We start from the raw sequence: 13,045 nt of genomic DNA on the forward strand, positions 1-13,045 counted from the left end.
TCACGCCAGCCAGGCGCGGCCGATGCCGTCGTTCAGGCCGATGCCGGAACTGATGGGATTGTTGATGCGGCTGCGGTACAGCGTGGGGAAGTTGAGCTCGTGCAGCCACACCACCGGCATCTCGTCCACCAGGATCTTCTGCACTTCGTGGTAGATCGCTGCGCGCTTGACGGGGTCGATCTCGCGCGCGCCAGCCTGGAACAACTCGTCGACCTTGGCGTTGCGGTAGCCCTCCACATTGTTGAAGGGCGAGCCTTGCGCGATGTTGTCCGAGGTGTAGTTGCGCGCCACGCCCAGCGCCGGGTCACCGTACTGGTAGACATAGGTGAAGGCCAGGTCGTAGTCCCATTTGTTCAGCCGCTCGCCCCAGCCCGCCACGTCGGTGGGGGTCATCTCGATCTTCACGCCGGCCTGCTGCAGGTTCTGCCGAACGATCTCGGCGGAGCGGGTCCAGGTTTCGCCGTAGGGCAGGGGCAGCAGACGCAGGGTTTCGCCCTTGTAGCCGGATTCGGTCAGCAGCTGCTTGGCGCGAGCCAGGTCGCGCGGATACTTGGCCACGTCGGTGCTGGCGTACTTGATATGGCTGTTGAAGGGGCCGGTGGCGCTCTTGGCATAGCCTTGCCATGCCACCTTGGCGATCGCGTCGCGGTCGATGGCAAAGGCCAGCGCCTGGCGGAACTTGATGTTGTCCATCGGCGCCTTGCGGTTGTTGACCCACAGCCACGAGTGCGGCGCGAAGAACTCCCAGCCCTTGGTGGTGACCTGCACGCCGGGCAGCTTGCTCAGGCGCGCCACGTCGAAGTACTCCACCGCGCCGCCGGGCACCAGGTCGACCTTGCCGGACTCGAACGCCGCGGCGCGCGCCGAGGCATCGGGGATCACGTGGAAGTACACGCTGTCGACCAGCGGCACGTCGGGTTGGTGATACGCGTCGTTGCGCACCAGCTGGATGTACGAGCCGCGCACCCATTCCTTGAACTTCAGCGGGCCAGTGCCGATGGGCTTGGCGTTGGCCGGGTTGGTCAGGAAATCCGTGCCCTCGTAGATATGCTTGGGCACCATGGGCATGGTGCCCACTTCGAAGATGCCGAGGAACGGGCTGAACGGGTACTTCAGCTTGAACTCCACCGTGAGCGGGTCCACCGCGCGGATGCTCTCCACCGCAGCCAGGTTGGCGCGCAGCCGGGCGTGGGTCTTGCGCAGGAACACGTCGGCGGAGAACACCACGTCGGCCGCGGTAAACGGCTTGCCGTCATGCCAGGTGACCTTGGGCTTGAGCTTGAATGTGTACACGGTGCCGGCCGGGTTTACCGTCCAGGAGGTCGCCAGCGCTGGCTGCGGCTCCAGCTTTTCGTCGTAGCGCAGCAAGCCCTCATAGATGTTGCCGGAGATCAGCTGGGTGGGGCCATTCTGGGTAATGCCGATCATCAGGCCGGAAGGCTCAGGCTGGACGAGCGCGTTGATCACGCCGCCTTTCTTGCCGGCCGCGAGGACGTGGAAAGGCACACCGGCGAGCGACAGCCCGGTGGTGGCAACACCCATTTTGATCAGTTGGCGACGATTCATTGCGGAACTCTCCTGGGGGCTAGGGATGGGTAACTGGCAAGACGGAACTGGCAACACAAAATGGCGAAAGCGCGCGGGGCGGGCAGGGCAGGCAGGGCGTCACTCGCGGAACGACGTGGCAGCGGCCGGCTCCAGCCGCTCCCGCAAGGCGCGCCATTCCCGCGCGTACGGATCGGCCGCGCCGGGCAGGCGGTTGGTGTCGCCGCTCTCGTACTGGCGCGCGGTCTTCTCGCAAATGGCTGGCGGCACCGGATTGACGCGCTGGCCGCTGGACTGGATCGCCACCTGCACGCGGCAGGCGCGCTCCAGGTTGTGCATCAGGATGAAGGCCTCCGCCACGCTGCGGCCCAGCGTCACCAGGCCGTGATTGCGCAGGATCAGGGCGCGCTTGTCCGGGCCGAGATCGGCCACCAGGCGCACGCGCTCCTCGTGGTCCAGCGCAATGCCTTCGAAGTCGTGGTACGACACGCGGTCATGGAATTGCAGCGCCCACTGGTTGGAGGGCTGCAGGCCACACGCCAGTGACGATACGGCCACTCCCGCCACGGTATGCGTATGCAGCACGCAGACCGCGTCATGCCGGGCGGCATGCACGGCGCTGTGGATGGTGAAGCCCGCCGGGTTCACGTCTTGCCCCGGCGGGCCGCTGATGATGTTCCCATCCAGGTCGATGCACACCAGCGAAGACGCGGTGATATCCCGGAACAGCATCCCGAACGGGTTGATCAGGAAGCGGTCCTCGGTGCCCGGCACCCGGGCCGAGATATGGGTGTAGATGCTGTCGTCCATGCCGTACAGGGCGACCAGGCGGTATGCGGCGGCGAGATCCTCACGCACCTGTTGCTCGGCCTCGGAGATGGCGGGAACCAGGCGGGAAGAGACGTTGTTGCCCATGTTTGTGTTTCCTTGGATTGGCGATTAGGTCACTGTAGGTCGATGGTCAGCTGTCGACAGTTGGCACTTATACCGATTACGCAAAGTTCAGGCCACGTGTTCAATTTGCAGCCGCATATGTTGCAGTGCGAGATGCAAGGCGTTGATTTTCAAGGGATTGCGGGCTTGCCTTGGCGTGGATGGCGGGCTGCCGGGCGGCTTCGGCGGCTTGCCGGGGGAATGGTGCCATGCGCAAAAAATGGGCACCGGCAGCAGGGTTTCGGGATTGGCGAGCAGGAATGGGGCGCGGCGCACGGTTTGGTGGCGTGCAGAAAATCCAGCGTCGGGATAGGCGGTCAGGGTGTCCATGTGTCTCTTATGACACATGGCGAGCGAGCAAGCGCGGCCTGGCGTGCTCGCGGGGCGCAGAAACGCCGCCGCCGGAAATATAAGAAGGGTTCCGGGCTGGAGTATGCGAAGATGCGCGCACAGCGGCGCTGCGAATACGCGCGGCCGGCTGTCTGGACCTGACCCCAGTCGCACCCACGACTTTCCGCCTGCGGCCTTGCCCCTGGTTCAGTTCTTTCCCGAAGCATGCTGCCTTCACGCTGGCCTCAAGGCCACCACACGGCGGTCATGCCCGTCGTGTTTTCCGCTCGCTCTCACTCCTGCGCCGTCCAACCGCCAAGGCCCAACCCCCCAAGCCTCAGCCCCGGTAGCGGGCGCCAATTGTCCGTCATCGTACCGACACCGCACGCCATCCATGGCAACGTGCCCGTAGCGGTCAGGTCCATGCCAAACGGCGCGGCTACATTCGCATCGGGCTCGAAGATTCCGGTCCCCTGGCGAGGTATCGGCGGCGGCCTGGCCCATTACGCGGAGTCGGGAAAGGAGCGTTCCATGCTAGGAACCGTATTACTGGTCGTGCTGGTGCTTGTCTTGCTCGGTGCCATGCCGACCTGGCCGCATAGCCGTTCCTGGGGCTACATGCCCAGCGGCGTGCTGGGCCTGCTGCTGATCGTGGTGCTTGTGCTGGTGCTGATGGGCCGCCTATAGGCGAGAAAGAGGCGAGAAAGCTCGCCTTGGCGCAACAGTCCGCGAAGCGATCGCGTGATGGCCGGCAAGCTTCAGGCTTGCCGGCCAGCCGTTTTTAAGGAGGCGAACCCGTCTCCCGATCCCCGTTGGCAACCAAGGCGCCCATGTATTCAGTGCTAGGCCGTACGTTCGAGTACGCATCCATCCCTTCGCCGTGGGACAGCAAGGCGCCAGTCCGGGAGGAGCTGTTCGGCATCGAGCGGCTGGAGCAGCATGCGCAAAGCCTTGCCGCCGCCCAGCCCGTTACCGCCAAGCCCCCGCGCGTGCGCACGCTGCGCAGCCGCCTCAACGACAATGCCGAAGTACTGCTCGCGGCCTACCGGGCCAGCGCGGCGGAGCTGGAGAGCGGCAGGGCCGTGGTGCCCGCGGCCGAGTGGCTGCTGGACAACTACCACCTGGTGGAAGCGCAGATCCGCGAGATCCGCGATGACCTGCCGCCTGGCTACTATCGCCAGCTGCCCAAGCTCAGCGAGGGTCCCTTCGCCGGCTATCCCCGCGTATTTGGCCTTGCCTGGGCCTTTGTCGCGCATACCGACAGCCATATCGACCCGGACACCCTGCGGCGCTTCATTGCCGCCTACCAGCGCGTGCAGCCGCTGACCATCGGCGAGCTGTGGGCCGTGGCCATCACGCTGCGCATCGTGCTGATCGAGAACCTGCGCCGCCTGGCCGAGCAGATGACCGCCGGGCGCATCGCCCGCGCCGACGCGGACGATCTGTCCAGGCAACTGCTCAAGTCGGGCTGCGCCCGCTCGGCGCTCGACACGGATATCGCCTCGCGCGCCGCCGCGCCGTTGTCGGAGCTGTTCGCCGCGCAACTGGCCAAGCGCCTGCGGGACCAGGACCCACGGACCACGCCAACCCTGGGCTGGCTGGAAGAGCGGCTCGGCCGGCAGGGCGCATCCATCGAGGACGTGGTGCGCCACGCCCAGCAGCGCCAGGGCGCATCCAACGTGACCGTGCGCAATGTCATTACCAGCATGCGGCTGATATCGGATATCGACTGGGCCGAACTGTTCGAGAGCGTGAGCCTGGTCGACGCGCGTTTGCGCGATGGCAGCGGCTACGCCGACATGGACTTCCCCACGCGCAATCTTTACCGCAGCGCCATCGAGCAGCTCGCGCGCGGCTCGCCTGCCTCGGAGCTGGAGATTGCCGATCTAGCGCTGGCCACGGCCCGCGCCGCGGCGGCAGGCACCGCCGATGCGGCGCAGGCGCAGCGCATCGGGGACCCGGGATATCACCTGATCGCGGAGGGCCGGCGTGCCTTCGAGCGCGCAATCGGCTTTCGTCCCCCGGCGCGGCTGCGGTTTTCCCGCCTCAATATCGCGCTGGGCATTGGTGGCTATGTGGGCGCCATCCTGCTGGTCACCCTTGCGCTGCTCGGTGGATCGCTCTGGTTGCTTGCGGCGGCGGCCATGCCGGCGCTCTCCGGCGGCTGGCTTGCGCTGATCGGCTGCCTGGGCTTTGTCCCGGCCAGCGAGGTGGCAACGGCGGTGGTCAACCGCGGCATCGCCTGGCTCTTTGGCGCATCCATCCTGCCGGGGCTTGAGCTCACGGCGGGCGTGCCGCCAGCGCTGCGCACGCTGGTGGCGGTGCCTACGCTGCTATCGGGCGAAGCCAGCCTGCGCGAGCAGATCGAGCGCCTGGAGGTGCACCATCTCGCCGGCGCCGGTGGTGACCTGACCTTTGCGCTGCTCACCGACGGCACCGACGCCGACCAGGCCGTCATGCCCGGCGACGCGGCCTTGCTGGCGGTGGCGGCCGAAGCCATCGGCGCGCTGAATCGCCGCTACGGGCCGGGCCCCGCCGGCAACCGCTTCCTGCTGCTGCACCGGCACCGCATGTTCAACGCCGGAGAAGGCAAGTGGATGGGCTGGGAGCGCAAGCGCGGCAAGCTCCATGAACTCAACCGCCTGCTGCGCGGCGCCACGGACACCAGCTTTGTTGCTGTCGATGGCGCGCCGCCCCAGGTTCCGCCCGACGTGCGTTACGTGATCACGCTCGATGCCGACACGCGCTTGCCGCGCGACGCGGCGCTCCGGCTGATCGGCAAGATGGCCCACCCGCTGAACCGGCCAAGGTTCGACGAGACGCTGCAACGTGTCATTGGCGGCTACGCCATCCTGCAGCCACGCGTCACGCCATCCCTGCCGGTGGGGAGCGAGGGCTCGTTCTATCAGCGCATATTCTCCGCGCCAGGCGGCATCGATCCCTATGCGGCGGCCGCGTCGGACGTGTACCAGGACATCTTCGGTGAGGGTTCCTATACCGGCAAGGGCATCTATGACGTGGATGCCTTCGAGGCCGCGCTGCGCGGCCGCGTGCCGGCGAACGCGGTGCTCAGCCACGACCTGTTCGAGGGCATGTTCGCCCGTGCCGGGCTGGCCTCGGATATCGAGGTCGTCGAGGATTTTCCCGCGCGCTATGACGTGGCGGCCAAACGCCAGCATCGCTGGACGCGTGGCGACTGGCAACTCCTTGGCTGGATCGTGCGCGGCCGCAAGGGCAGCCAGGCGGTGCCGATGCTCGGCCGCTGGAAGATGCTGGACAACCTGCGGCGCTCGGTGCTAGCACCGTCGCTGCTGCTGTGCTTTGGCGCGTGCTGGCTGCTGCCGCCGGGCGCGGCTTTGCGCGGCACGCTGCTGTTGCTGGCGGCCATGGCGATTCCCGCCCTGTTGCCGGGTGTGTTTTCCGTCATTCCCCATCGTGCCGGCATCCAGCTGCGCACCCACGTGAGGATACTGTGGGACGACCTGCGCGCCGCCGTGGCGCAGGTGCTGCTGACGCTGGCGTTCCTGCCCGACGTGGCCTGGCGCATGAGCGACGCCATCGCGCGCACGCTGGTGCGGCTGCGCTTGACCCGCCGCCACCTGCTGGAGTGGACCACGGCCGCCCAGTCCATGACCAGCCCCCGGCTTGACCTGGCCGGCTCCTACCGCCAGATGGCCGGCGGCGTCTTGCTGACGCTGGCGCTGCTGGCGGGCACGCTGGCCTTCGCGCCCGCGTCCTGGCCGCTCGCGCTGCCGCTTGGATGGCTCTGGCTGGCCGCGCCAATGCTGGCGCTGTGGGCAAGCCGGGCACCGAAGGTGGCACGGCGGCTGGTAGTGTCGGATGCTGACACGCGCGAGCTGCGCCTGACCGCGCGCCGCACCTGGCGCTTTTTCGAGACCATGGTCACGCCAGCGGACAACATGCTGCCGCCCGACAATTTCCAGGAGCGCCCGAAGCCGGTCCTGGCGCACCGGACCTCGCCTACCAACATCGGCCTGTACCTGCTATCGGCCATCGCCGCGCGCGACTTCGGCTGGAGCGGTACGGCGGCCACGGCCGCGCGGCTGGAAGCAGCCTTCGCCGCCATGCAAAAGCTGCAGCGCTGCCATGGCCACTTCTATAACTGGTATGGCACGCAGGATCTGCGTGCCCTGACGCCTGCCTATGTTTCATCGGTCGACAGCGGCAACCTGGCTGGCCACCTGATTGCGCTGGCCAATGCCTGTGAGGAATGGACCCATGCCGAGGTGACGCCGGATTTCCGGCTCGGCATGATGGATACCGTCACGTTGGCGCGCGAGGCCATTGCCGGGCTGGCGCTGGCGGGCGGCGAGCGCGCCGGCAAGCTCGGCGAACTCCTGGAACAGGTCGAAACCCAGCTTAACGGCACGCAGGGCACGCAGGCCATGGCCATGCTGATGCCCGCGCTCAAGCGGCTGACGGAAAAAGCCGCCGCGATCGCCAGCGACATCCTGCCCGCCACCGGCGACGACAGCCTTGGCGACCTGGCCTTCTGGGTGCAGGCGCTGCGCAAGGCTGTGGCCGAGCACGAGCAAGACCGGGTAGAGCGGATCGAAGCGCCGGAGCTGCTCGGCGCGCGCCTGCAAGCGCTGGCCGTCGTTGCGCGCGACATGGCGCTGTCGATGGATTTTGCGTTCCTGTTTGACGAAGAGCGCAAGCTGCTTTCGATCGGCTACTCGCAGGACGACAACCGGCTCGATGTCAGCTGCTATGACCTGCTTGCGTCGGAGGCCCGTCTTGCCAGCCTGTTTGCCATCGCCAAGGGCGATGTGTCGACACGCCACTGGTTCCGGCTTGGGCGCACGGCCACGCCGCTGGGCAATGGGTCGGCGCTGATCTCGTGGTCCGGGTCGATGTTCGAGTACCTGATGCCGTCGCTGATCATGCGCGCGCCGGCGGGCAGCCTGCTCGAGCAGACCAACCGGCTGGTGGTGGAGCGCCAGCAAGGCTACGGCCGCGCGCTGGGCGTGCCATGGGGCGTGTCCGAATCCGCCTACAACGCGCGCGACATGGAGTTCACCTACCAGTACTCCAACTTCGGCGTGCCTGGCCTGGGCCTGAAACGCGGGCTTTCCGACAATGTGGTGATCGCACCTTATGCGAGCGGGCTGGCCACCATGGTGGATCCGCAAGGCGCGCAGCAGAACTTCGCGCGTCTGGCGCGGATGGGGGCAAAGGGGCGCTTCGGCTTCTACGAGGCCATCGATTTCACCCGCTCCCGGCTGCCCGAGGATGAGGCGTTCGCCATCGTGCGCAGCTACATGGCCCACCATCAGGGCATGACCATCGTGGCGATCGCCAACACGCTGCACGGCGGCCAGATGCGGGAGCGCTTTCACCGCGAGCCGATGATCCAGGCCACCGAGCTGCTGCTGCAGGAGCGCATGCCGCGCAACGTCGCCATTGCGCATCCGCGCGCCGAAGAGGTGAAAGCGTCCACGATGGAGTCCGGCAGCGAGGATTCCACGGTGCGCAGGCTTGCGGGCTATGCGCCCGGTGCGCCCGTCACGCATCTGCTGTCGAACGGGCGCTACGCGGTGATGCTGACCGCGGCCGGCGCGGGCTACAGCCGCTGGCGCGACCTGGCGGTGACGCGCTGGCGCGAGGATGCCACCCGCGACGACGCTGGCAGCTTTATCTTCCTGCGCGATACGCAAAGCCGTGCCGTCTGGCCGGCCGGCGCGCAATTTGCCGGCGGCGATACGGACGATGGCGAGCAGGGCAGCGAAGTGGTCTTCGCCGAAGACCACGCGGAGTTCATCCGCCGCGATGGCAGCCTGGTCACCACGCTCTCCATCCTGGTCTCCGGCGAGGATGATGGGGAAGTGCGGCGGGTTTCGCTGGCCAACAGCGGGCGGCGCGCGCGCGAGATCGAGCTGACCTCGTATGCGGAACTGGTGCTGACCGTGCCGGCGGCCGACGCCGCGCATCCGGCCTTCTCCAAGCTGTTTGTGGAAACCGAATACCTGCCCGAGTTCGGCGCGCTGGTTGCCACGCGCCGCCCGCGCTCGCCGACGGAGCCGACGATATGGGCCGCCCATTTCGCCATCGTCGAAGGCGAGGTGGTAGCGGATCCGCAGTACGAGACCGACCGGGCGCGCTTCCTGGAAGCGGGGCAAACGGGCAGGATAGCGCACGGCGTGCGGCATGGCCGTGCGCTGTCCAACACCACGGGCACGGTGCTCGACGCCATCTTCTCGCTCAGGCAGCGCGTGCGGGTCGCGCCAGGCGGCGTGGCGCGCATCGCATTCTGGACGCTGGTGGCGCCCTCGCGCGCCGCGCTGCTGGATCTGATCGACAAGCACCATGACCGCAGTGCCTTCGAGCGCGCCAAGACCCTGGCCTGGACGCAGGCCCAGGTCCAGTTGCGCCATCTCGACGTCAAGGCAGACGAAGCGGCCGATTTCCAGCGCCTGGCCGCGCCGATCCTCTACGCCGATCCCCGCTTTCGGGGTTCCTCCGAGGCCATAGCCCGCGGCGCGGGCCCGCAGTCCGGGCTTTGGCCGCACGCCATCTCCGGCGACCTGCCGATCGTGCTGCTGCGCATCGACGAGATCGAGGATATGGCGCAGGTGCGCCAGTTGCTGCGCGCGCACGAGTACTGGCGCATGAAGCGGCTTGGCGTGGACCTGGTCATCGTCAACGAGCGCGCGTCGTCTTATACGCAGGACCTGCAGAACGCCATCGAGACCGCGGTGCGCAGCAGCCGGTCGCGGCCACGCTTTGGCGATGAGCTCGCCCAGGGCTCGGTCTACACGCTGCGCGCCGACCTGATGCACTGCGATGCCCGCGCGCTGCTCTTGTCGGTGGCCCGCGTCGCGCTGTCCGCGCGCAGGGGGGCCATTGCCGAACAACTTGGCCGGGTGCCCCAGGCGCCGCAGCGCGCCGCGCCCATACGCCGCCGCACGCCACCACGGCCGGCGCCAATGCCAGCGCCAGCGCCAGCCACGTCGGCGCTCGAGTTCTTCAACGGCCTCGGCGGCTTCGACAAGGACGGGCGGGAGTATGTGATCGTGCTTGACGGCGCCGCCACCACACCCGCGCCTTGGATCAACGTGATCGCCAACCCCAGCTTTGGTTTCCATGCCTCGGCACAGGGCAGCGGCTATACCTGGGCCGAGAGCAGCCGCGAGAACCAGCTCACGCCCTGGTCCAACGACCCGGTGCTGGATCCGGCCGGCGAAGCGTTCTACATCCGCGACGAAGACAGCCTTGAAGTCTGGAGCCCGACCGCGCAGCCCATCCGCGACGCAGGCACCTACACGGCCCGCCACGGCCATGGCTACAGCCGCTTTGCGCACCACGCGAACGGCATCGCGGCTGAGCTGCTGCAGTTCGTCCCGCTGGAAGACCCGGTCAAGATTTCACGGCTGACACTGAGCAACCTGACCGCCGGGCGCCGCCGGCTGTCTGTCACCGCCTACGTGGAGTGGGTACTCGGCACGTCGCGCGGCGCATCGGCACCGTTCATCGTGACCGAGCGCGACGAGGCCACCGGCGCGATGCTGGCGCGCAATCCCTGGAGCTCCGCCTTCCCGGGCCGGGTCGCCTTTGCCGATCTCGGCGGCAGGCAAACGGCCTGGACCGCCGACCGCACGGAATTCCTCGGCTACAACGGCGGCGCCGAGGCGCCGGCGGCCCTGCTTGGCACCACGCCGTTGTCCGGCGCGGTGGGCGCGGGGCTGGATCCGTGCGCCGCGGTGCAGTGTGTCGTGGAGCTTGCCGCGGGCGAGACGCTCGATATCGTCGCGTTTCTCGGCGAGTGCGGCTCGGCCGGGGCGGCGAGGGCGCTGATCGCCCGCTATCGCGCTGCCGATCTCGACGCCGTGCTCGATGCCGTGACCGGGCACTGGGATAGCGTGCTTGGCGCCGTGCAGGTCAGCACGCCGGACCGGGCAATGGACATCATGCTCAACGGCTGGCTGCTGTACCAGACCCTGGCCTGCCGCATCTGGGCCCGCTCGGCCTTCTACCAGGCGAGCGGTGCCTATGGCTTTCGCGATCAGTTGCAAGACACCATGGCGCTTACCTTCGCCAAGCCGGCGGCCACGCGCCAGCACCTGCTGCGTGCCGCGGCCAGGCAATTTGCCGAAGGCGACGTCCAGCATTGGTGGCTGCCGCACACCGGGCAGGGCGTGCGCACGCGCATCTCCGACGATTGCGTCTGGCTGGCCTTCGCCACGGCGACCTACATTGCCGGCTCTGGCGATGCGGCGGTGCTGGATGAGGCGGTGTCCTTCCTCGACGGGCCGGTGCTCGGCGCGGATGCGCATGACGTCTTCTTCCAGCCGATGACCGGGGAGGCGTCGGCCTCGCTGTTCGAGCATTGCGCGCGCGGCATCGAGCGATGCCTTGCCTTGACCGGCGAGCATGGCCTGCCGCTGATCGGCGGCGGTGACTGGAACGACGGCATGAACCGGGTCGGGGCCGGCGGCAAGGGCGAGAGCGTGTGGCTTGGCTGGCTGCTGATGCGCACGATCGCACTCTTCGCGCCGCTTGCCGAGGTGCGCGATGCCGGGCGCGCAGCGCACTGGCGTGCCCACGGGGCAATGCTGGGCGCGGCATTGGAGCGCGACGGCTGGGACGGCGAATGGTATCGCCGTGCCACTTTCGATGACGGCAGCTGGCTGGGTTCAAAGACCAGCCCGGCCTGCCGGATCGACGCCATTGCCCAGTCGTGGGCCGTGCTGTCGGGCGCCGGGGATCCCGTGCGCGCTGCCACCGCCATGGCGGCCATGGCCGAGCACCTGGTGCGGCGCAACGACGGCCTGGCGCTGCTGTTCGCGCCGCCCTTCAATGGCGCCTCGCCCGATCCTGGCTACATCGAAGGCTATCCCCCGGGCGTGCGCGAGAACGGCGGGCAATACAGCCACGCCGCGATGTGGTCGGTGCTTGCCTTTGCCCGTCTCGGCGCGGGCGCAAAGGCCGTGGACCTGTTCTCGATGCTCAACCCCATCCACCACGCCAGCACGCCCGCAGGCGTGCAGCGTTACAAGGTCGAGCCGTACGTGATCGCGGCCGATGTGTATTCGGTGGCGCCTCACATCGGGCGCGGCGGTTGGACCTGGTACACCGGCGCGGCCGGCTGGATGTATCGCGCCGGGGTGGAAGGCATCCTGGGGATTCGCCGCGAAGCGGGCTGGCTGATCGTGGCGCCGAGCATTCCGGCGGCCTGGCCTGGGTTTGAGGCGACGGTGTGCCTGGGGGCGTGCCACTACGACATCCGGGTGCAGACGCTGGCGCCAGGCGCGGGCGGCGCGCATGCCGTCCTCGATGGGCTGGCGGTGGCATGCGGCGACGGTGCCGTGCGCGTGCCGCTGGACAATGGCAGGCACAGGCTGCTGGTATGCATCCCGGCGGCGGCGGAATAAGGCGGAACAAGGCGGAATGGGATGCATGGGATGCATCTGGCGATGCCCGGAGAAGTCTTTCCGGGAATCGCTTGACTCCTCGGGTAATAAGCTTATGATGTGTCCAATTGCTGCATTGCAGCAAAACGATGATGCCGCTCACGGAACCTTCTTCGACAGCGTTGGATCATCCCCAGGAGACTATTTCATGGCACATCCCACCCAAGCTCAATTCTTCGGCGTCCAGCAAGCTAACCTGGACCTGTTCCTGGCCTTGGTCGGTCCCCTGGCCCGTGGCGCGGAGAAAATCAACGAGCTGAACATGCAGGCCGTCAAGAGCAGCCTGGCGGATACCACGAACTACGTCCGCGAATCCAGCCAGCAGCCGGTTGGCGCCGGCATGTCCGGCCTCAAGCCGGAACTGGCGAATGGGTTTGCCCAGAAGATGAACGCCTATGCCGGCCACATGAACGAGATCTTCGCCAGCACCGGCGCAGAGTTCGCGCAGGAAGCCCAGCGCCAGATGAGCACCTACGCCGCGCAGACCCAGGAAGCCATGGCGTCGTTCGGCCAGAACCTGATGTCGAGCGCCGGTGGCGCGTTCCCGGCTGCCGGCGCGAGCGCGCCGAGCTGGGTGGCAGCCTACGAAACGGCCATGAAGCCGATGCGCGACGCCTTAGAGAAGGTCATGCCCGCCACGGCTGCCAAGTAAGGCCAAGCCAGGCGGCACCGCTGGCCGCTGCGAAGCCAAAGCTAGTAGCAAGAAAACTGCGCCCATGTGGCGCAGTTTCAGATTGCTGACAAAGCCTCCCCAACGCGGGAGGCTTTGTTCATAATGGAGCGATGCTAAGAGCACCCGCCCCTTA

General features: G+C 67.6%; 6 protein-coding genes. 3 read left to right on the forward strand and 3 right to left on the reverse strand.

Going from position 1 to position 13,045, the window contains the following annotated elements; all coding sequences use genetic code 11:
• From AC07XB_RS32715 to AC07XB_RS32725, 3 genes are all read right to left on the reverse strand, one after another.
• Complete coding sequence (locus AC07XB_RS32715) at window positions 1–1,566, reverse strand: ABC transporter substrate-binding protein (RefSeq protein WP_492807016.1); 1,566 nt, start codon at window positions 1,564–1,566, stop codon at window positions 1–3.
• Between the two features lie 99 nt (window positions 1,567–1,665).
• The gene (locus AC07XB_RS32720; RefSeq protein WP_492807017.1) at window positions 1,666–2,460 is read right to left on the reverse strand and encodes a class II aldolase/adducin family protein; all 795 of its coding nucleotides are present in this window, start codon (window positions 2,458–2,460) and stop codon (window positions 1,666–1,668) included.
• 87 nt (window positions 2,461–2,547) lie between these two features.
• Entirely contained in the window at window positions 2,548–2,808 is a 261-nt protein-coding gene (locus AC07XB_RS32725) for a hypothetical protein (protein WP_492831535.1), read from the reverse strand.
• A gap of 531 nt (window positions 2,809–3,339) precedes the next feature.
• On the opposite strand from AC07XB_RS32725, the gene AC07XB_RS32730 reads away from it, so the two are divergent.
• The 3 genes from AC07XB_RS32730 to AC07XB_RS32740 all read left to right on the forward strand — a co-directional run bounded on the left by AC07XB_RS32730 (window position 3,340) and on the right by AC07XB_RS32740 (window position 12,891).
• Window positions 3,340–3,495, forward strand: coding sequence for a DUF3309 family protein (locus AC07XB_RS32730; protein WP_183032690.1), 156 nt, complete (start codon window positions 3,340–3,342; stop codon window positions 3,493–3,495).
• Between the two features lie 143 nt (window positions 3,496–3,638).
• On the forward strand, window positions 3,639–12,200 hold the full coding sequence (locus AC07XB_RS32735) for a GH36-type glycosyl hydrolase domain-containing protein (RefSeq protein WP_492831536.1): 8,562 nt from the start codon (window positions 3,639–3,641) through the stop codon (window positions 12,198–12,200).
• A gap of 187 nt (window positions 12,201–12,387) precedes the next feature.
• A complete protein-coding gene (locus AC07XB_RS32740) occupies window positions 12,388–12,891 on the forward strand; it encodes a phasin family protein (RefSeq protein WP_492372092.1) in 504 nt (167 codons plus the stop codon).
• The last annotated feature ends 154 nt before the right edge of the window (window positions 12,892–13,045 follow it).

This window comes from Cupriavidus sp. GW821-FHT02F09, from assembly GCF_059421605.1.

Coding starts and splice junctions, on each gene's coding strand:
- AC07XB_RS32715 (WP_492807016.1), bottom strand. CDS start 1,566: ATGAATCGTCGCCAACTGATCAAAATGGGTGTTGCCACCACCGGGCTG.
- AC07XB_RS32720 (WP_492807017.1), bottom strand. CDS start 2,460: ATGGGCAACAACGTCTCTTCCCGCCTGGTTCCCGCCATCTCCGAGGCC.
- AC07XB_RS32725 (WP_492831535.1), bottom strand. CDS start 2,808: ATGGACACCCTGACCGCCTATCCCGACGCTGGATTTTCTGCACGCCAC.
- AC07XB_RS32730 (WP_183032690.1), top strand. CDS start 3,340: ATGCTAGGAACCGTATTACTGGTCGTGCTGGTGCTTGTCTTGCTCGGT.
- AC07XB_RS32735 (WP_492831536.1), top strand. CDS start 3,639: ATGTATTCAGTGCTAGGCCGTACGTTCGAGTACGCATCCATCCCTTCG.
- AC07XB_RS32740 (WP_492372092.1), top strand. CDS start 12,388: ATGGCACATCCCACCCAAGCTCAATTCTTCGGCGTCCAGCAAGCTAAC.